14 protein-coding genes are annotated in these 19,624 nt (G+C 71.4%); 2 read left to right on the top strand and 12 right to left on the bottom strand.

Going from position 1 to position 19,624, the window contains the following annotated elements:
- Positions 1–84: 84 nt before the first annotated feature.
- The gene (locus tag BMW99_RS03530; protein ID WP_075016203.1) at positions 85–1,563 is read right to left on the bottom strand and encodes an APC family permease; all 1,479 of its coding nucleotides are present in this window, start codon (positions 1,561–1,563) and stop codon (positions 85–87) included.
- A gap of 183 nt (positions 1,564–1,746) precedes the next feature.
- On the opposite strand from BMW99_RS03530, the gene BMW99_RS03525 reads away from it, so the two are divergent.
- Entirely contained in the window at positions 1,747–2,910 is a 1,164-nt protein-coding gene (locus tag BMW99_RS03525; protein WP_069466872.1) for an ROK family transcriptional regulator, read from the top strand.
- Between the two features lie 45 nt (positions 2,911–2,955).
- Here the strand turns inward: BMW99_RS03525 and BMW99_RS03520 are convergent, their stop codons facing one another.
- From BMW99_RS03520 to BMW99_RS03470, 11 genes are all read right to left on the bottom strand, one after another.
- Positions 2,956–4,902 carry a TIGR03960 family B12-binding radical SAM protein gene (locus BMW99_RS03520; RefSeq protein WP_069466871.1) on the bottom strand — a complete coding sequence of 649 codons (1,947 nt, stop codon included), beginning with the start codon at positions 4,900–4,902 and terminating at the stop codon, positions 2,956–2,958.
- A 100-nt stretch (positions 4,903–5,002) separates the two neighbouring features.
- Positions 5,003–6,652 (bottom strand): CYTH and CHAD domain-containing protein, encoded by a 1,650-nt coding sequence (locus BMW99_RS03515; RefSeq protein WP_075016202.1) that lies wholly within the window; start codon positions 6,650–6,652, stop codon positions 5,003–5,005.
- 87 nt (positions 6,653–6,739) lie between these two features.
- Positions 6,740–7,936, bottom strand: a complete 1,197-nt coding sequence (rodA, locus tag BMW99_RS03510) for a rod shape-determining protein RodA (protein WP_075016201.1) — start codon at positions 7,934–7,936, stop codon at positions 6,740–6,742.
- Positions 7,933–10,170: a penicillin-binding protein 2 gene (gene mrdA / locus BMW99_RS03505; RefSeq protein ID WP_069466711.1), complete on the bottom strand. Its 2,238-nt coding sequence runs from the start codon at positions 10,168–10,170 to the stop codon at positions 7,933–7,935. The genes rodA and mrdA overlap by 4 nt, the downstream gene beginning before the upstream one ends.
- A 73-nt stretch (positions 10,171–10,243) precedes the next feature.
- Positions 10,244–10,897: a rod shape-determining protein MreD gene (gene mreD / locus BMW99_RS03500; protein ID WP_075016200.1), complete on the bottom strand. Its 654-nt coding sequence runs from the start codon at positions 10,895–10,897 to the stop codon at positions 10,244–10,246.
- A 6-nt stretch (positions 10,898–10,903) separates the two neighbouring features.
- On the bottom strand, positions 10,904–11,950 hold the full coding sequence (mreC, locus tag BMW99_RS03495; protein ID WP_075016199.1) for a rod shape-determining protein MreC: 1,047 nt from the start codon (positions 11,948–11,950) through the stop codon (positions 10,904–10,906).
- Positions 11,951–12,059: 109 nt separating this feature from the next.
- Entirely contained in the window at positions 12,060–13,082 is a 1,023-nt protein-coding gene (locus BMW99_RS03490) for a rod shape-determining protein (protein WP_069465540.1), read from the bottom strand.
- 221 nt (positions 13,083–13,303) lie between these two features.
- Complete coding sequence (gene ndk, locus BMW99_RS03485) at positions 13,304–13,717, bottom strand: nucleoside-diphosphate kinase (protein WP_069465538.1); 414 nt, start codon at positions 13,715–13,717, stop codon at positions 13,304–13,306.
- A gap of 52 nt (positions 13,718–13,769) precedes the next feature.
- A complete protein-coding gene (locus BMW99_RS03480; RefSeq protein ID WP_069465537.1) occupies positions 13,770–14,105 on the bottom strand; it encodes a DUF4233 domain-containing protein in 336 nt (111 codons plus the stop codon).
- Between the two features lie 95 nt (positions 14,106–14,200).
- Positions 14,201–15,682, bottom strand: coding sequence for a bifunctional tetrahydrofolate synthase/dihydrofolate synthase (gene folC, locus BMW99_RS03475; RefSeq protein ID WP_069465539.1), 1,482 nt, complete (start codon positions 15,680–15,682; stop codon positions 14,201–14,203).
- A gap of 174 nt (positions 15,683–15,856) precedes the next feature.
- Positions 15,857–18,487: a valine--tRNA ligase gene (locus BMW99_RS03470; protein WP_069465536.1), complete on the bottom strand. Its 2,631-nt coding sequence runs from the start codon at positions 18,485–18,487 to the stop codon at positions 15,857–15,859.
- 116 nt (positions 18,488–18,603) lie between these two features.
- On the opposite strand from BMW99_RS03470, the gene BMW99_RS03465 reads away from it, so the two are divergent.
- Positions 18,604–19,608 (top strand): hypothetical protein, encoded by a 1,005-nt coding sequence (locus BMW99_RS03465; protein ID WP_069465535.1) that lies wholly within the window; start codon positions 18,604–18,606, stop codon positions 19,606–19,608.
- Positions 19,609–19,624 lie beyond the last annotated feature (16 nt).

Here is a 19,624-nt window from a genome sequence, read left to right as displayed (position 1 = left end):
GGCGGGTGCGCGCGTCCGCCTGCGAGGTTCCGCGCGGGCGGACAGGGGGGAGGCGCGGGGCGCGGGAGCGCCGTCAGGCGGGCGTCACGCGGGGACCGGCGCCGGCTCCGCGTCGGCGTTCGGGTCGGCGTCGGGGTCGGCGCCCTCCAGGTACTCCTCGCTGATCTCCTTGGGGCCGAACGGCCACACCTTCTCGTAGCGGGACCACAGCGCGAAGGCGACGAGCCCCAGCGCCACCCACGCCAGCGACCACTCGATGGGGTGGCGTCCGGGCGAGTTCTTGTCCGCGTAGCCGTAGATGACGAGCCATCCGACGAGCGCGACGATGCTCGGCACCGGGTACAGCCACATCCGGTAGGGGCGGCGCAGGCCCGGCTGCCGGGACCGCAGCACGGTGAGGGCGACGATCTGGGCGAGCGCCTGGACGATGACCATCACGGTGGTGAGCAGCTGGATGAGGGTCGCCAGGTCGGTGTGGCGGCCGATCAGGAAGCCGCCCGCGGTGATGACGCCCATGGTGGCCAGGCCCCACATCGGGAAGCGGTGCCGCTGGTGCAGCTTGGCGTAGGGCCGGAAGAACACCCGCTCGCGCGCGGCGTCGTAGGGCACCCGGGAGCCGCCGAGCAGACCGGTGAAGACCGACGCGAACGCGGTGATGAGGATGAGCACGGTGACGGTGTCGGCCGCGCCCTTGCCCCAGGTCTTCTCCAGCACCGCGGACGCCACGGAGGTGGAGGCGATGTCCTGCGGGTCGGTCATCCGGTGCCAGTCGATGACGCCCAGCGTGCCGATCTGCAGCAGCAGGTAGATCGCCATGATGCCGAGGATGGAGAAGATGATGGAACGCGGCAGCACGCGGCCGGGGGTCTTGATCTCCGCGCCCATGTACGCGGTGGTGTTGTACCCCAGGTAGTCGTAGATGCCGATGGTCAGACCGGCGGCGAACCCGGTCCAGAAGTGGCTGGTGTTCAGGGCGAAGGCGTGCGCGGGGTAGGTGAACGCCATGTGCCCGGAGAAGTGCGTGGCCGAGGCGATGATCACCAGCAGCACGGAGACGATCATCACCACCCACATCACGGCGGTGATCCGCGCGATGTGCTCGATGCCCCGCCACAGCAGGCCGATGACCACGGCGATCATCGCCAGGCCCACCAGGTCGCCGGTGGTCCTGCCCATGTGCGGCGCCAGATAGCCCAGGTACTGCACGAAGCCGACCACGCCGGTGGACATGATCAGCGGGATGAAGAGCATCGCCGTCCAGACGAACAGGAACGGCATCAGCTTCCCGCTGCGGTACTGGAACGCCTGGCGCAGGTAGACGTAGGAGCCGCCGGAACCGGGCATGGAGGCGCCGAGCTCGGCCCATATCAGGCCGTCGGCGAGAGCGAGCACGGCGCCCGCGACGAACCCGAGGATGGCCTGCGGGCCGCCGAACGCGGCGACCATGAGCGGGATGGTGACGAACGGCCCGATGCCGCACATCTGGCTCATGTTGATGGCGGCGGCCTGGAACAGGCCGATTCTGCGGACGAATCCGCCTGCTGGCGGGGGGCTTCCGGACATGGGGGCTCCCTGGCGGGGTGTGGACGGGCGGGACTGGTGGCAGCGATGGACACGGCGGACGCGGGAAACGTGGCGGAGACGGCCCTACTCCCTGGGCGGCGGGCGTGCTTAAGTTAAGTTCCCTTACTAAGAGCGTCAAGGGGTCCGGGCAACTTCAGGGGACGAGTGCGTGAGAATGCCGATATGACCAGCAGTGAGAGCGGGGTCGACCAGCCCTGGAACCAGCAGCGACTGCGCAGTTCCAACGAACGGATGCTGCTGGAGCGGCTGCGCGCCACCCCCGCCTCCCGCGCCCAACTGGCCCGCGAGACCGGCCTGTCCAAGCCGACCGTCTCCAGCGCGCTCGCCTCGCTCGAGGCCGCCGGCCTGGTCCGCGAGGCCGGCCACCACACCCCGGAGCGCGGCCGCGCCGCCGTGCTCTACGCGCCCGACCCGTCGGCCGGGTACGCGCTCGGCATCGACATCGGCCGCGCCTGGCTGCGGGTCGCGCTCGCCGACCTCGACGGCACGGTCGTGGCCCGCAAGGACGTCCGCAACCGGGCCCGCACCTCGGGCGCCATGGCCGACCTCGTGGTGGCCACCGCGCACCAGGTGGTCGCCGGCTCCGACGTCGTGCCGGCCGACGTCGTCCACGCCGTCGTCGGGACGCCCGGCGTCTACGACCCCGCGGTCCGCCGCGTGCGCTACGCCCTGCACCTGCCCGGCTGGGGGCGCGCCGGCCTCTTCGACCGGATGCGGGAGGAGTTGGGGGTCCCGCTGGCGGTGCACAACGACGCCAACCTCGCCGCGGTCGGCGAGCACGCCTTCGGGGTCGGCGCGGGCAGCCGGCTGTTCGTCTACGTGATGATCGGCACCGGCCTGGGCATGGGCATCGTCGCCGACGGACGGCCGTTCACCGGCGCGAGCGGGGCCGCCGGCGAGATCGGCTTCCTGCCGTGGAACGACCGCGCGCCCGACACCCTGGAGGACGCGGTCTCCGCCGAGGCGGTCGTGCGCACGGCCCGCGCCCTGGGCATGACCGGCACCCTGACCGCCAAGTCCGTCTTCGAGGCGGCCCGCGCCGGGGAGGCGGCCGCCGTCGGCGCGGTCCGCCAGGAGGGCGAGCGGCTCGCCCACACCGTCTCCGCGGTCGCCGCCGTCCTCGATCCCGAACTGGTCGTGCTGGGCGGCGGCGTGGGCCACAGCGCCGACCTGCTGCTGCAGACCGTCCGCGACACCCTGCGCCGCCTCACGCCGCTGCGCCCCAAGGTCGCGGCCAGCGCGCTCGGCGAGGACGCGGTGCTGCTGGGCGCGGTCGCGACCGCGATGGGCCGGGCCCGGGACGTGGTGTTCGCGCAGCGCGCGTGACCGTCCCGCGACGGCGCCAGGGCCCGCTCCCCCGGACCGGACCCGTCAGCCCGCGTCGGCCGCGCCCGCGTTGACGACCGTCAGCGGCAGCAGCTTCTTGCCGGTGGGGCCGATCTGGATGTGCGTGTCGAGCTGCGGGCAGACGCCGCAGTCGAAGCACGGGGTCCAGCGGCAGTCCTCGACCTCGGTCTCGTCGAGGGCGTCCTGCCAGTCGTCCCACAGCCAGTCCTTGTCGAGGCCCGAGTCCAGGTGGTCCCAGGGCAGGACCTCCTCGACGGTGCGCTCGCGGGTGGTGTACCAGGACAGGTCCAGGCCGAAGGCGGGCAGCGCGGACTCGCAGGCCCGCATCCAGCGGTCGTAGGAGAAGTGCTCGCGCCAGCCGTCGAAGCGGCCGCCGTCCTCGTAGACGGCGCGGATGACGGCGCCGACCCGGCGGTCGCCGCGGGACAGCAGGCCCTCGATGATGCCGGGCTTGCCGTCGTGGTAGCGGAAGCCGATGTTGCGGCCGTACTTCCGGTCGCCGCGGATGGCGTCGCGCAGCTTCTCCAGGCGCGCGTCAGTCTCCTCGACGCCGAGCTGCGGCGCCCACTGGAACGGGGTGTGCGGCTTGGGCACGAACCCGCCGATGGACACCGTGCAGCGGATGTCGTTCTGCCCGGTGACCTCGCGGCCCTTCTGGATGACCTTCTTGGCCATCTCCGCGATCTGCAGCACGTCCTCGTCGGTCTCCGTCGGCAGGCCGCACATGAAGTACAGCTTCACCTGGCGCCAGCCGTTGCCGTAGGCGGTCGCGACGGTCCGGATCAGGTCCTCTTCGGAGACCATCTTGTTGATGACCTTGCGGATCCGCTCGGAGCCGCCCTCGGGCGCGAAGGTCAGGCCGGACCGGCGGCCGTTGCGGGTCAGCTCGTTGGCCAGGTCGATGTTGAACGCGTCGACGCGGGTCGACGGCAGCGACAGGCCGATCTTGTCGTCCTCGTAGCGGTCGGCGAGGCCCTTGGCGACGTCGGCGATCTCACTGTGGTCCGCCGAGGAGAGCGACAGCAGGCCGACCTCCTCGAAACCGGTCGCTTTCAGCCCGGCCTCGACCATCTCGCCGATGCCGGTGATGGAGCGCTCGCGCACGGGGCGGGTGATCATGCCGGCCTGGCAGAAGCGGCAGCCGCGGGTGCAGCCGCGGAAGATCTCCACGGACATGCGCTCGTGCACCGTCTCGGCCAGCGGGACCAGCGGCTGCTTGGGGTACGGCCACTCGTCGAGGTCCATGACGGTGTGCTTGGACACCCGCCACGGCACGCCCGACCGGTTGGGCACCACGCGGGAGATCCGGCCGTCGGCCAGGTACTCCACGTCGTAGAAGCGCGGCACGTAGACGCCGCCGGTGCGGGCCAGCCGCAGCAGCAGCTCGTCCCGGCCGCCGGGCCGCCCCTCGGCCTTCCAGGCGCGGACGACGTCGGTGATCTCCAGCACGGCCTGCTCGCCGTCGCCGATGACGGCGGCGTCGATGAAGTCGGCGATCGGCTCGGGGTTGAACGCCGCGTGGCCGCCGGCCAGCACGACCGGGTCGTCCACCGTGCGGTCCGCGGAGTTCAGCGGGATGCCGGCGAGGTCGAGCGCGGTCAGCATGTTGGTGTAGCCCAGCTCGGTGGAGAAGCTCAGGCCGAACACGTCGAAGGCGCGCACCGGGCGGTGGGCGTCGACGGTGAACTGGGGCACCCCGTGCTCGCGCATCAGGGCCTCCAGGTCGGGCCACACGCTGTACGTGCGCTCGGCCAGCACGCCCTCGCGCTCGTTGAGCACCTCGTAGAGGATCATGACGCCCTGGTTGGGCAGGCCGACCTCGTAGGCGTCGGGGTACATCAGGGCCCACCGCACGTCGGAGGAGTCCCAGTCCTTGACGGTGGAGTTCAGTTCTCCGCCGACGTACTGGATGGGCTTCTGGACGTGCGGGAGAAGCGCTTCCAGGCGCGGGAAGACCGACTCGACAGGCATCTCGGCGACTTTCATCAGCGGGCGGGGAAACCCCGTGCGGTGCGGCCACGGGGTGGACGACCCTCAAGGTTACCCGAGCGCGGACGGCCCGGATCTCGCGTCACACCGGCTGGTCGGCGTCCCGCCAGGCGGCGGGCAGCTCGGCCTCCACGGCGGCGGCGATCTCGCGCTCCCTGCGGTCGACGGCGTCGTACGGCGCGGTGTCCTCACCGGCCCGCGCGGCCGTGGACCGCACTCCGGCGACGGCCGTGCGGCACATCACGCTGTCCTGGTGCTCGCCGAGCAGCTGCTGGACGGACTTCATCCGCGAGGTGTGGACGGCCGCCGGGCGGCCGAGGACCGGCTGGGCCGCCTCGGAGGAGTAGCGGGCGCGCTTGGCGTCCTTGCGGGCCTCGTGCAGCGCCGTGTCGCGGTCCGTGCCCGGTGGCAGGGCCATCGCCGCGTGGATGCCGCGCCGCAGCCGGGCGTGGTCGCGGCGGACGGTCGCCTGCGCGGCGGCGGCCGCGGGGGCCGCGGCGGCGTCGGTGTAGGGGGGCGCGGCGAGCAGCGCCTCGAAGGTGTCGAGCAGCGCGAAGTAGCGGGCGCCGTCCAGTTCGGCGGGGGCGGCGGCGTGCGCATCCCCGGCCTGCCCGCTGCCGCCTGCGGTGCCGGTGCCGGTGCTGGTGCCCGTGCCGGTGCCGGTGTCAGTGCCGCCGGTCGCGCCGTCGCCGTCCAGCAGGCGGCTGCGCAGCTTCCCCGTGACGAGCGACGGGTCCAGTTCGTCGAGCCTGCGGGTGAGGCGCGCGATGAGCACCTCGCGGTCGCGTGCCGTCCCCAGGACCGCGGCCAGCCACTTCAGCTCGTCCCCGACCGGGTCCGTGGCGGCCCGGTCGAGCTCCTTGCGGAAGCTCTTGAGGGCGCTGCGGGCCCGGCGGGTGGCGACCCGCATCCGGTGGACGGCGTCCTCCTCGGCGCGGCGCACGGCCGGGTCGAGCGCCAGGATCGCGGTGAGCTGGTCGTGCAGGTACGCGGTGGCGGTACCGCCTGCGGTGGGCGGCAGGTCGGGGGCGGCGGGCGCCGCGGCGGCGACGCCGCCGCCGAGCGCGCGGGCGAGCTTGGACCCGCTGGCGGAGCGGTGCAGTCCGGCGTCGGTCAGCCGCTCCTCGACGGCGTCGAGGAGGGCGGGGTCCCCCTCGTACAGCTCGACCTCGGTCTCGGACCAGGTGGTCGGCTCCGCGTCCGGGGTCCGCGCGGTGACCTTGTCGTAGGCGATCTCGGCGAGGGTGCGGTCGGCGTGGTCCAGCAGCAGCACCCGGCGGCGGGTGGTGCGCAGCCGCACCACGGGGTGCAGGGCGCGGCCCCGGGTCAGGGCGGCGATCTCGGCGAGGAGCTCCCCCGGCGGGTCCTCGGCGGCCGCGGCGGACGGCGGCCGCCCGTCGTCCGCGCTCCCGCTGGCGTTCCCGGCGCCGCTCCCCGTTCCGGCCGTGCCGCCGGCGCCGAGCGGGAGGCGCACCTCGGTGCGGGTGTCGGCCTGGGAGGTGGGGAGCTTCAGGTGCCAGCCGGCGTCGTCGCCGCCGGTGCGGCGGCGCAGGGTGACGCGGTGCGCGGCCAGGGCGAGGCCCGCGGTGTCGTAGTACACGGCGTCGAGCCGTACGGGGTCCAGCGCTCGGGTCCCGGAGACGTCCGGCAGCCCCACCAGGACCGGCCGCGGGGTCGTCACCCCGCCTGCCGACTCGTATTTCCGTTCGGTCTCCGCTGCACGGTTCCCCATCCTGGGACGGTAACCGCGTCCCCGTGCCGGAGGCAATGCCCCACCCCGGCCCCACCCCGGCCCCGCCCCGCGGCGCCGGGTGAGCGGCTAGGCCGACATGGGGCGCTGCATGCGTACGGACTGCAGCATCCCTATGGCCATGCAGTTCGCGAACATGGATGACCCGCCGTACGAGACGAACGGTAGGGGGATGCCGGCGACCGGCATGATGCCCAGGGTCATCCCGATGTTCTCGAAGGACTGGAAGGCGAACCAGGCGACCACGCCGGCGGCCACGATCGTGCCGTACAGGTCGCTGGCGTTGCGGGCGATGGCGCAGGCCCGCCACAGGATGACGCCGATCAGGATGATGATGAAGGCCGCGCCGACGAAGCCGAGTTCCTCGCCGGCGACGGAGTACACGAAGTCGGTCTGCTGCTCGGGCACGAACTGCCCGGTGGTCTGGCTGCCGTGGAACAGGCCCTTGCCGAGCAGCCCGCCGGAGCCGATGGCGATCCGGGCCTGGCTGGTGTTGTAGCCGACGCCGGAGGGGTCCAGCGCGGGGTTCGCGAACGCGGCGAACCGGTCGACCTGGTACTTGCTGAGGATGCCGAGCTTCCACACCGTCAGCGAGCCGGCGACCCCGGCGAGGATCAGCCCGAACACCCAGCGGTTGTCGGAGCCGGAGGCGAGCAGCACGCCGAGGATGATCGCGGCGAGCACCATGATGGAGCCCAGGTCCGGCATCAGCATGATGATCAGGATCGGTACCACGGCCAGCGAGATCGCCTGCAGGACCGTGCGGTTGTCCGGATGGATGCGGTCGCCCGCGTCGACCCGGGCGGACAGCACCATCGCCATGCCGATGATGATCGCGACCTTGACGAACTCCGAGGGCTGCAGCGAGAAGCCGCCGCCGATCACGATCCACGAGTGCGCGCCGTTGACGGTCGAGCCGAGCGGGCTGAGCACCGCCAGGATGCCGAGGATCGACAGCACGTAGAAGAACGGCACGATGCTGCGCATCCGGTGGTGCCCTATGACCATCAGGCCCGCGGCCAGCGCGAGCCCGATGCCGGCGTTCATCAGGTGCCGGATCAGGAAGTAGTAGTGGTCGCCGTGGGTGAGGTTGGTGCGGTTGCGGGTGGCGGAGTACACCAGCAGCGTGCCGATGCCGCACAGCATCACCGTGGCCAGCAGCAGCACCCAGTCCATCCGCCGCACGACCGAGTCGCGGGCGAACATCTTGCCGAGGGTGGACTTCTCCGGGCTGAACCGGCGTACGGCGAAGGTGTTGGCGCTCATGCCAGGTACTTCCTGCCGAAGAGCAGCTTGTCGGTGCGGGTCGGTGGCAGCGCGGCCAGGACGGGCACCGCGGCGCCGCCGGCCATCGGACCGGTGGGGTTGAGGAACACGTCGGGCGCCGGGGCCGTCAGCGCGCTCTGGATGACGCCGCCGTCCGGGGAGATCTTCGGCAGCGCGTCGACCGGCTTGGGCATGAGGCCCTTGCTCGGGTCGATCTGGGCGCTGTCCTTCTTGATGCCGTACATCGCCTCGTAGATGCGGCGCACGGCCTCACCCGAACCGCCGGAGCCGGTGCCGCCCTGGGAGATCGTCATGACGATCGTGTAGTCCTTGGTGTACGTGTCGAACCAGGACGTGGTCTGCTTGCCCTCGACCTCGGCGGTACCGGTCTTGGCGTGCAGCGGGATCTTGTTCTGCGGCCAGCCGCCGAACTTCCAGTCGGCGGTGCCCTCGGTGACCACGCCGGCCAGCGCCGTGTCGATGTACTTCAGCGTGGTCTTGGAGTCCGGCAGCTTGCCGGCCACGACGGGCTTGATGGGGGTGACGGTCTTGCCGTCAGCACTTATCACGGCCTTGCCGATGGACGGCTGGTAGAGCGTGCCGCCGTTGGCGAGCGCCGCGTAGACCCGGGCCATCTGGACCGGCGTGACGAGCGTGTCGCCCTGGCCGATCGCGTAGTTGACGGAGTCACCGGCACGCACCACGTAGCCGTCGGGGCAGTTCTCGATGGCGATCGCGATGCCCAGCGGCGGGTTGTGGTCGTTCTTGTGCTTCTTGGCGGTGGCGCACCAGTCGGCCCTGTTGGCCTCCCAGAAGTCCTGCTTCCACTGCCGGTCCGGAACCCGGCCGGTGACCTCGCCCGGCAGGTCCACGCCGGTCTTGGCGCCGAGGCCGAACTGGTGGGCGGTCTTGAAGAACCAGTCCTTGGGGTGCTTCGGGGCGGTGCCGCCGTCCTTCTGCCACTCCTGGTAGGCGATGCCGTAGAAGACGGTGTCGCAGGAGACCTCGAGGGCGCGGCCGAGCGAGATGTCGCCGAAGCTCTCGTTCTCGAAGTTCTTGAACTCGCGGTTGCCGATCATCATCGACGAGGTGCAGGGGTAGTTGCCGTCCTCGGCGTAGCCGGCCGCGATCGCCGCGGACGTCGAGACCACCTTGAACGTCGAACCGGGCGCGGACTGGCCCTGGATGGCCCGGTTGAGCAGCGGGTAGTCCGACTTGACGTTCGTCAGCGCGGCGTAGTCCTTGGCCGAGATGCCGCCGACCCACTCGTTGGGGTCGTAGTCCGGCAGGCTGGCCATGGCGATGATCCGGCCGGTGTGGTTGTCCATGACGACCGCGGCACCGGAGTCGGCCTTGTAGTTCTTGCCGCTGACCGTGTCGAAGGTCTTGCGGGCGGCGACCATGGCGTCGTTGAGCTGCTGCTCGGTGACGGCCTGGACGCGGGAGTCGATGCTGGTGAGCAGGTCGCTGCCGGGCTGGGCGGGGGTGTCGCCGGCCTTGCCGATGACGCGGCCGAGGTTGTCCACCTCGTAGCGGGTCACGCCCGCCTTGCCGCGCAGGTCGGAGTCGTAGACGCTCTCCAGGCCGGAGCGGCCGATCTGGTCCGAGCGCAGCAGCGGGTTCGCGGACTTCTCCGACTTCGCGACCTCGGCGTCGGTGACCGGGCCGAGGTAGCCCAGCACCTGCGCGCTGCTGGCCTTGGACGGGCTCGGGTAGCGGCGGACCGCGGTGGGCTCCGCGGTGATGCCCGGGAAGTCCTCGCGGCGCTCCATGATCTGCAGCGCCTGCTGGGTGGTGGCCGAGTCGGTGATCGGGATCGGCTGGTAGGGCGAACCGTTCCAGCAGGGCTTGGGCGTCTGCGAGTCGCACAGCCGTACCTTGTCGGCGACGTCGGCCGCCTTCATGCCGAGCACTCCGGCCAGCCGGCCGAGCACCGAGGTGCCGCCGTCGCTCTGCTTGAGCAGGTCGGTGCGGTTGGCCGAGACCACCAGGCGGGTCTGGTTGTCGGCGAGCGGCACACCGTGGTCGTCGAGGATCGCGCCGCGCACGGCGGGGGTGACGACCTGCTGGATGTGGTTGCTCGCGGCCTTCTGGTCGTAGCTCTGCCCGTTGCGGATCTGGAGGTACCACAGCCGGCCGCCCAGGGTGAGCAGCAGGGACACGACGAGGATCTGCAGGATCACCAGCCGGATGGTGACGCGGGTGGTCCGTCCGGTCTCCGGGATGTTGCTCACTACTGCTCCCTGCTCCTACTGCTGCTGGTGCCGTTGCCGCCGGCCTCCTGCGCCCGCGTGCTCACCCGCCCGGTCACCTCCGGGCTCCCCTGGCGAGCGAGATGACCTTCACGGACCGGCTGGAGCGGCTGAACATGCCGCGCGCGCCGGTGTATCCGGAGCGTCCCGAGCGCATCCGGGGGCGGCTGCCGCCGAACCCGCCCGCGGAGTCCTCGGTCAGTGGATCGTGGTCGAAGTGTCTGGCCAGCGCCATGACCAGCGGCACGATGAACGGTGCCAGCAGCAGGTCGTAGACGGCGGCGGTGAACACCAGCTTGCCCAGGCCCACATGGGCGCCGGCGGTGTCGCCGACGAGGCTGCCGACGCCCGCGTACAGCAGCGTCGTGCCGATCGCGGCGCAGATCACCACCATCATCGGCCCGGCGGCGGTGCGCAGCTGCCCCGACTCGGGCTTGGCCAGGCCGGCCGCGTAGCCGATCACCGACAGCACCAGGGCGTAGCGGCCCACGGCGTGGTCGGCCGGCGGCGCGATGTCGGCGAGCAGTCCGGCGAAGAAGCCGACGAGGCAGCCGCCGACGTGCCCGTAGGCCAGGGCCAGGCCGAGCACGGTCAGCAGCAGCAGGTCGGGGACGGCGCCGGGGAGGTGGAGCCGGGCCAGCACGCTGACCTGGACCACCATGGCGATCACCACCAGCACGGTGGGCAGCAGAATCCGGTTGAGGCGCATGGGTGGTCAGCCCCCGCTGGTGGTCGTCGGGGTGGGGTTGCGGGCGGTGCCGCCGGCGCCGTTCACCGGGGACGTCGGCGTGCCCGGGACGGTGGGCGTGCCACCGGGGTTCGGCGTGCCGCCCGGACTCGGGGTGCCGCCGGGGCTGGGGGTGCCGGACGGCTTGGCCGGGGTGGGCTTGGCGGGCGTGGTGGGGCGGGGCGGCAGCACGCTGTCGCGCGGGTCGCTGCGCGGGCCCACGACGACCACGCCGACGATGTCCAGCCGGGTGAAGCCGACGAACGGCTGCACCAGCACGGTCTTCGTCAGGTTGCCGCCGGACGGCTCGATCCCGCTGATCCTCCCGACCGGGACGCCGGCCACGAACGGCTTGCCGGCCTCGGACCCGAAGGTCACCAGGCGGTCGCCCTTGTGCACGGCGGCCTTGCCGTTGAGCAGCTGCACGCGCATCGGCTGGTCGCCCTGGCCGGAGGCGAAGCCCAGCTCCATCGACCCCTCGAGCCGCGTGCCGACGGTGAAGTCCGGGTCGTTGGCGAGCAGCACGGTGGACGTGGAGGGACCGGCGGTCGTCACCCGGCCGACCAGGCCGTCACCGTTGATGACGGTCATGTCGCGGGTGATGCCGTCGTCGCTGCCGGCGTCGATGGTGACGGTCCAGGAGAAGCCCTGGGCCGCTCCTATGGCGATGACCTGGGCACCCTTGATGGTGTACTGGCCGGCGCCCGCCGTCTTCAGCAACTGGTCCAGTTCCGCCGCCCGGTTGCGGGTGATGGCCTTGGAGCCGAGCTGCTGCTTGAGCGCCGTGTTCTCCTTCTCCAGCCGGTCGATGGTGGAGCTGCGGCTCCCGGAGTCGCGCACGGCGTCTATGGCGTTGCCCACCGGGTCGACGGCGCTGGCGACGGTGTTCTCGACCGGGCCGAAGACGGACTGCGCGGCCTGCCGCGGCCCGTCGAGCGGTGAGTTCTCACCACCGCGGATGTCCATGGTGATGAGCGCGAACGCCACCACCACCAGCAGCACCAGCAGAAGCCGGCTCTCCTTTGTGTCCCTCACGGGCGCCAGTCCGTGCCTTCCGTATCGGACCCGCCGCCGCTGCGGGGCCGCGGCCGGTCGGAACTACTGTGCGGGGTACTTCAGGTCCTCGGCGCGGCGTTTCGCAGGGTCACCTGCGGGGCGCCGCGTCCAGGACCTGCTGGAGCGCCTCGAACTCCTCGACGCACTTGCCGGCGCCGAGCGCCACGCAGTCCAGCGGGGTGTCCGCGATGTGGATCGGCATGCCCGTCTCGTGGCGCAGCCGCTCGTCGAGACCGCTCAGCAGCGCGCCGCCGCCGGCGAGGACGATGCCGCGGTCCATGATGTCGCCGGACAGCTCCGGCGGGCACTTGTCCAGCGTGGTCTTGACCGCGTCGACGATCGCGTTGACGGGTTCCTCGATGGCCTTGCGGACCTCCGCTGCGGAGATCACCACGGTCTTGGGGAGCCCGCTGACGAGGTCGCGTCCGCGGATCTCGGTGTGCTCCTCCTCGCCCTTGGCGGCGAAGGCCGACCCGATCGTCAGCTTGATCTGCTCGGAGGTGCGCTCGCCCAGCAGAAGGCTGTACTCCTTCTTGATGTGCTGGATGATCGCGTTGTCCAGTTCGTCGCCGGCCACCCGGATGGACTGCGCGGTGACGATGCCGCCGAGGCTGATGACCGCCACCTCGGTGGTGCCGCCGCCGATGTCCACCACCATGTTGCCGGTGGCCTCGTGGACCGGGAGCCCGGCACCGATCGCGGCCGCCATCGGCTCCTCGATGATGTGCACGGTACGCGCGCCGGCCTGCGTGGCGGCCTCGATCACCGCACGGCGCTCCACGCCGGTGATGCCCGAGGGCACGCAGATCACCACGCGCGGGCGGACCATGTAACGGCGGCGGTGGATCTTCAGGATGAAGTACCGCAGCATCCGCTCGGTGATCTCGAAGTCGGCGATGACGCCGTCCTTCAGGGGACGCACCGCCACGATGTTGCCGGGCGTGCGGCCGATCATCTTCTTGGCCTCGGCGCCCACCGCGAGGATGCCGCCGGTGTTGGTGTTGACCGCGACGACCGACGGCTCGTTCAGGACGATCCCGCGGCCCCTGACGTACACCAGCGTGTTGGCGGTCCCGAGGTCGACAGCCATGTCACGGCCGATGAACGACATGTTGTTCGCCATGTGGATACGTCTGGCCTTCCCGAGCGTGGGCGGAGGTTCCATCGTAGTCGCGCCGAGTGGGGGCGCGGTGTCGGGGTTCCGACGCCATTGTCATCAGAACACACAGCGGACCTCAGTAATGGTGACGCCGTGTCGGTGTGTTGGGTTCCCGCGGGAGCCCTGGTTGTCGCGTTCCCGCTGCCCGGAGGACCATGTCCCGGGCAACGGCGTTAGGCCAGCGTGGGGAAGAAGATCTTGATCTCGCGCTCGGCGGACTCCGCGGAGTCCGAGGCGTGCACGAGGTTCTCGCGCACGATGGTGCCGAAATCCCCCCGAATGGAGCCGGGTGCCGCGGCGATCGGGTCGGTCGGACCGGCCAGCGCGCGCACGCCCTCGATGACCCGCTCGCCCTCGACGACCAGCGCGACGGAGGGACCTGACGCCATGAAGTCCATCAGCGGCTCGTAGAACGGGCGTCCGACGTGCTCGGCGTAGTGCTGCTCCAGCGTGCCGCGGTCCAGCGTGCGCAGTTCGAGCGCGCTGACCGTCCAGCCCGCCTTCCGCTCGATGCGGCCGAGGATCTCGCCGATCAGGCCGCGGCGGACGGCGTCCGGCTTGAGAAGGACGAGGGTGCGCTGGGTCACGATGCGGCTCCTGATGCTCAAAAGAATGTGCGACGAGCCTACAAGGCGCGGCTCAGGCGGTGTGCGCCGCGTTGCGGGCCCGGATCTCGTCGACCTTGCGGCCGTAGTGGATCGACGCCCACCACAGACCCGCGAAGACGGCTCCGAGGACGAACATCGTACCGACCACGAAGCCGCTGACGATCAGCCCGATCTGCAGCGCCCAGCCCACCGCGAGGGCGCCGGGCCGGGTGAGCACGCCGCACAGCAGCACGCACAGGGCCATGGCGACACCGCACACCGTCCACACCTGCCCCATCGACAGGTCGGGGTGCTTCATCGCCACCAGCCCGGCGAAGCCGATGACGAAGAACTCGCCGATCAGCGTGCTCGAACACAGAGTCCGCATGCCCAGGGCCCCTTCACTTCATTCACGCCATTCATGTCATTCGCGCTATTCACGTCATTCGCGCCATGCATCCCGTTCACGGGTTCATCAGAGGTTCACCCGCGGCCCAGCAGCAGCCGGGCCTCTCCCACGGTGATCACCGAGCCGGTGACGAGGACGCCGGCACCGGCGTACTCGCCCTCCTCCTCGGCGAGGGTGATGGCGGCCTCCAGCGCGTCGTCCAGCCGCGTCTCGACCTGCACTCGGTCCTCGCCGAACACCTCGACGGCCAGCGCCGCCAGTTCGTCCACGTCCATGGCGCGGGAGGTGGAGTTGCGGGTCACCACGACCTCGGCGAACACCGGCTCGAACGCCTCCAGCAGCCCGCGCACGTCCTTGTCGCCGCTCGGGCCGACCACGCCCACCAGGTGGGTGAAGCCGAACACCTCGCTGATCGCGGCCGCGGTGACCTGCGCGCCGGCCGGGTTGTGCGCGGCGTCGAGCACCACGGTCGGGCTGCGCCGCACCACCTCCAGCCGGCCCGGCGAGGTCACGGTCGCGAACGCGCCGCGGACGGTGTCCAGGTCGAGGGTGCGCTGGTGCATGCTGCCGATGCCGAAGAACGCCTCGACGGCGGCCAGCGCCACCGCCGCGTTGCGCGCCTGGTGCTCGCCGTGCAGCGGCAGGAAGACCTGCTCGTACTCGCCGCCGAGCCCGCGCAGCGTCAGCATCTGCCCGCCGACGGCGACCTCGCGGTGCAGCACCCCGAACTCCATGCCCTCGCGGGCCACCGTGGCGTCGACCTCCACGGCCTTCTTCAGCAGCACCTGCGCGGCGTCCGCGGGCTGCTGGGCGAGGATGGCGGTGGCGCCCTGCTTGATGATGCCGGACTTCTCCCCGGCGATCTCACCGGGCGTCTCCCCCAGCCGGTCCGTGTGGTCCAGCGCGATCGGGGTGACGACGGCGACCTGCCCGTCCACCACGTTGGTGGCGTCCCAGGAGCCGCCCATGCCGACCTCGACGACGGCGACGTCCACCGGCGCGTCGGCGAACGCCGCGTACGCCATGCCGGTGAGCACCTCGAAGAACGACATCCGGTGCGGCTGCGACTGGTCGACCATCCCGATGTACGGCGTCAGGTCGCGGTACTGCTCGATGAACTTCTCCGGCGCGATCGGCCGGCCGTCCAGGCTGATCCGCTCGGTGACGGACTGCACGTGCGGGCTGGTGTAGCGGCCGGTGCGCAGCTCGAAGGCCAGCAGCAGCCGCTCGACCATCCGGGCCGTGCTGGTCTTGCCGTTGGTGCCGGTGATGTGGATCGACGGGTAGGAGCGCTGCGGTTCGCCGAGGATGTCCATCAGCGCGTTCATCCGGTCGAGCGACGGGTCGAGCTTGGTCTCGGGCCAGCGGCCGAGCAGCTCCTCCTCCACCGCGCGCAGCTCGCGGTCGACCTCGGGGTCGGCCGGGCGGGCGGGGACGTCGTCCTCCGGCGCGGGCGGGGTCACCTGGGTGCGCAGCGTGCGGCTGCCGGCCTCGATGACGGCCATGTCGGCCTCGCGCGGGCCCTGCTCGCCGGTCTCGTCGTCGGCGTCGTTCACGTCGTCGGCATCGGTGACGCCGCCGGCATCGGTGACGTCGAAACGCGCGGGCTCGTCGGGGTCGTGCGGCTGGTGGCCGGGAGGGGTGCTCACACCGCCCAGTCTACGGAGCGGGGTGGGGTGCTCCCGCGCCCGGCCCGCGGGTGGTGGACCCGCGGGCCGGGCGCGGCGCGCTCACGCCTCGGGGAGCGCGCCGAGCTGCGCGGTGATCCGGGCGATGTCGGCCTCGGCGGTCGACAGCCGCGCGCGGATCTTGGCCACGACCGGCTCGGGCGCCTTCGCCAGGAAGGCCTCGTTGCCGAGCTTCCCGGTCGTGTCCGCCTTCTCCTTCTCGGCCAGGCCCAGGTCCTTCGTCAGCCGCTTGCGCTCGGCGGCCACGTCGATGGTCCCGGACAGGTCGAGGGCCACGATCGCGCCGGCGACCGGCAGGGTGGCGGTGGCGTGGAAGCCCTCGCCCTCCGGCTGCAGGCGCAGCAGCTGCCGGATCGCGTCCTCGTGCGGCGCGAGCAGCGTGCCGGCCAGGGTGAGCCGGGCCGGCACCCGCTGGCCGGGCTGCAGGCCCTGGTCGGAGCGGAACCGCCGCACCTCGGTGACGACCCGCTGCACCTCGGCGATCTCCGCCTCGGCCGCGGCGTCCCGGAAGGCGCTGTCCTGCGGCCACTCGGCGATGACGACGGACTCGCGGCCGGTGAGCGCGGTCCACAGCGTCTCGGTGACGAACGGGATGACCGGGTGCAGCAGCCGCAGCGTGACGTCAACGACCTCGCCGAGGACCCGCTTGCTGACCTCGGCCGCCTCGCCGCCCGCCTGGAACGTCGTCTTGGACAGCTCGACGTACCAGTCGAAGACCTCGTCCCACGCGAAGTGGAAGAGGGCGTCGGACAGTTTGGCGAACTGGTAGTCGTCGTAGTACGCGTCGACCTCGGCCACGACGGTGTTGAGGCGGGACAGGATCCACCGGTCGGTGGCCGACATCCGTTCGGGCGCCGGCAGCGGGCCCTGCACCGTCGCGCCGTTCATCAGGGCGAACCGGGTGGCGTTCCACAGCTTGTTGGCGAAGTTGCGGGAGCCCTGGACCCAGTCCTCGCCGATCGGCACGTCGACGCCCGGGTTGGCGCCGCGCGCGAGGGTGAAGCGCAGCGCGTCGGAGCCGTACTTGTCCATCCAGTCCAGCGGGTTGACCGCGTTGCCGAAGGACTTCGACATCTTCTTGCCGAACTGGTCGCGGACCATGCCGTGCAGGGCGATGGTGTGGAACGGCGGGGTGCCGTCCATCGCGTACAGGCCGAACATCATCATCCGGGCGACCCAGAAGAACAGGATGTCGTAGCCGGTGACCAGCACGGAGTTCGGGTAGAACTTCGCCAGGCTCTCGGTCTGTTCGGGCCAGCCGAGCGTGGAGAACGGCCACAGGCCCGAGGAGAACCAGGTGTCGAGGACGTCGGTGTCCTGGTGCCAGCCCTCGCCGGAGGGCGGCTGCTCGTCCGGACCGACGCACACGACCTCGCCCGCCGGCCCGTACCAGACCGGGATGCGGTGGCCCCACCACAACTGCCGCGAGATGCACCAGTCGTGGAGGTTGTCGACCCAGTCGAAGTAGCGCTTCTCCATCTCCTGCGGGTGGATCGCGACCCGGCCGTCGCGGACCGCGTCGCCCGCGGCCTTCGCCAGCGGCGCGACCTTGACCCACCACTGCATCGACAGCCGCGGCTCGATGGTGGTGTTGCACCGCGAGCAGTGGCCGACCGAGTGGACGTAGGGCCGCTTCTCCGCGACGATCCGGCCCTCGGCGCGCAGCGCGGCGACGATCGCGGACCGGGCCTCCATCCGGTCGAGTCCCAGGAACGGGCCGTGGACGGTGATCACCGCGTGCTCGTCCATCACCGCGATGGCCGGCAGGTCGTGGCGCTGGCCGATCTCGAAGTCGTTCGGGTCGTGCGCGGGCGTCACCTTGACCGCGCCGGTGCCGAACTCCGGGTCGACGTGCGCGTCCGCGACGACCGGGATGCGGCGGCCGGTCAGCGGCAGCTCGATCTCCGTGCCCACCAGGTGCCGGTACCGCTCGTCGTCCGGGTGGACGGCGACCGCGGTGTCACCGAGCATCGTCTCGGCGCGCGTCGTCGCCACGACGATCGAGGAGTCGCCCTCGCCGTAGCGGATGGAGACCAGCTCGCCGTCGTCGTCCTGGTAATTGACCTCGATGTCGGAGATGGCGGTCAGGCAGCGCGGGCACCAGTTGATGATCCGCTCGGCGCGGTAGATCAACTCGTCGTCGTAGAGCCGCTTGAAGATGGTCTGGACGGCCTGGGACAGGCCCTCGTCCATCGTGAAGCGCTCCCGGGACCAGGCGACGCCGTCGCCCAGCCGGCGCATCTGGCCGCTGATCTGCCCGCCGGACTCGCCCTTCCACTGCCAGACGCGCTCGACGAACGCCTCCCGGCCGAGGTCGTGACGGGACTTGCCCTCCTTGGCCAGCTCCCGCTCGACGACGTTCTGGGTGGCGATGCCCGCGTGGTCCATGCCGGGCTGCCACAGCGTCTCGAAGCCCTGCATCCGCTTGCGGCGGGTGAGCGCGTCGATCAGCGTGTGCTCGAAGGCATGCCCCAGATGGAGTGAACCCGTGACGTTCGGCGGCGGGATCACGACGGTGTACGGCGGCTTGTCGCTCTTGGCGTCGGCCTCGAAGTAGCCCCGTTCTACCCAGCGCTCGTACAGCTCCCCCTCCACCTCGGCCGGCGTGTACTGGGTCGGCAGTTCGGGGGTGCTGTCGTGCCCGCTGTCGGGGCGCTGAGTGTTGTCGGTCACGCCAGCGATTCTACGGCGGCCGGCGCGGCTGTTACGAACCAGTTGCGCCCCCGACGTGAGGAAGGGCTCAGACATCCGGGAGGATGAGCGGACTCGTTAACGGAGGGGACGATCCCATGAGCTACAACCAGCCGCCGCCGAACCCGTACGGGCAGCAGCCCCAGGGCGGCGGTTACGGTCAGCCGCAGCAGGGTGGATACGGGCAGCCTCAGCCTCAGCAGGGCGGCTACGGCCAGCCCCAGCAGCCGCCGCAGCAGGGCGGGTACGGCCAGCCCCAGCCGGGGTACGGCTACCCCCAGCAGCCGCCTCAGCAGGGTGGCTACGGACAGCCGCAGCAGCCGCCGCAGCAGGGATACGGCCAGGTGCCCCCGCAGGCGCCCTACGGCCAGCAGCCGCCCGGGTACGGCTACCCGCAGCAGCCCGCTCCCCCGCAGGGCGGTGGCAGGAAGACCGGGCTGATCATCGGCGTGGTCGTGGCGCTCGTGGTGGTCGGCGCCGGCGCCGCCTTCGCGCTCAAGAGCAGCGGCGGCGGGTCCGCGCTCAAGGACGACGGCAAGAAGTACAAGCTGATCACGCCGGACACGGTGGCCACCTCGTACAAGAAGAGCCCCGACTCCACCGGCTCGGACGGCTTCGACAACAGCGACATCGACAAGATGAAGGCGCTGGGCGTCACCAACGCGCAGAACGTCACCGCCGCCTACAGCAGCGGCTCGCAACTGACCGGCAAGCTGCTGGAGTTCAGCGGCGTGTACGGCACCGTGAAGGACCCGAAGAAGGTCGTCGACGGCATGTTCGCCGACGCGCGGGCGAAGTCCAAGACGGACAAGCCGTCGAGTGACGGCAGCAAGCAGGAGCTCATCGGCGACACCCAGACCGTCCACCCGGCCGGGGCCGACGACGCGGTCATGGAGTGCCAGCAGGTCAAGTTCAGCGACGGCACCTCCAGCAAGTCCGTCACCACCAGCATCTGCATGTGGGCGGACTACAGCACCGTCGGCTACGTCGTGCCGATCGACATGGCCGCCATGGTGACCGGCAGCGGCGGCACCAGCTCGGTGTCCGACGTGGCCGCCCTCACCGCCAAGGTCCGCGCGGACGTGCGGGTGCCGCTGTCCTGACGCGGGGGACGCACCG

Source organism: Actinacidiphila rubida, from assembly GCF_900110255.1.
In the GTDB taxonomy this organism is placed as follows: domain Bacteria; phylum Actinomycetota; class Actinomycetes; order Streptomycetales; family Streptomycetaceae; genus Actinacidiphila; species Actinacidiphila rubida.
The sequence above is the reverse complement of the archived record's forward strand: the minus strand, read 5'-3'. Positions and strand labels throughout refer to the sequence as shown.

What these genes read in the sequence shown, in the direction of transcription:
- BMW99_RS03490 (WP_069465540.1), bottom strand. Translation starts at nt 13,082, where the DNA reads ATGTCGTTCATCGGCCGTGACATGGCTGTCGACCTCGGGACCGCCAAC.
- BMW99_RS03480 (WP_069465537.1), bottom strand. Translation starts at nt 14,105, where the DNA reads ATGCGGACTCTGTGTTCGAGCACGCTGATCGGCGAGTTCTTCGTCATC.
- mreD (WP_075016200.1), bottom strand. Translation starts at nt 10,897, where the DNA reads ATGCGCCTCAACCGGATTCTGCTGCCCACCGTGCTGGTGGTGATCGCC.
- BMW99_RS03515 (WP_075016202.1), bottom strand. Translation starts at nt 6,652, where the DNA reads ATGGGGAACCGTGCAGCGGAGACCGAACGGAAATACGAGTCGGCAGGC.
- BMW99_RS03525 (WP_069466872.1), top strand. Translation starts at nt 1,747, where the DNA reads ATGACCAGCAGTGAGAGCGGGGTCGACCAGCCCTGGAACCAGCAGCGA.
- BMW99_RS03520 (WP_069466871.1), bottom strand. Translation starts at nt 4,902, where the DNA reads ATGCCTGTCGAGTCGGTCTTCCCGCGCCTGGAAGCGCTTCTCCCGCAC.
- BMW99_RS03530 (WP_075016203.1), bottom strand. Translation starts at nt 1,563, where the DNA reads ATGTCCGGAAGCCCCCCGCCAGCAGGCGGATTCGTCCGCAGAATCGGC.
- rodA (WP_075016201.1), bottom strand. Translation starts at nt 7,936, where the DNA reads ATGAGCGCCAACACCTTCGCCGTACGCCGGTTCAGCCCGGAGAAGTCC.
- BMW99_RS03465 (WP_069465535.1), top strand. Translation starts at nt 18,604, where the DNA reads ATGAGCTACAACCAGCCGCCGCCGAACCCGTACGGGCAGCAGCCCCAG.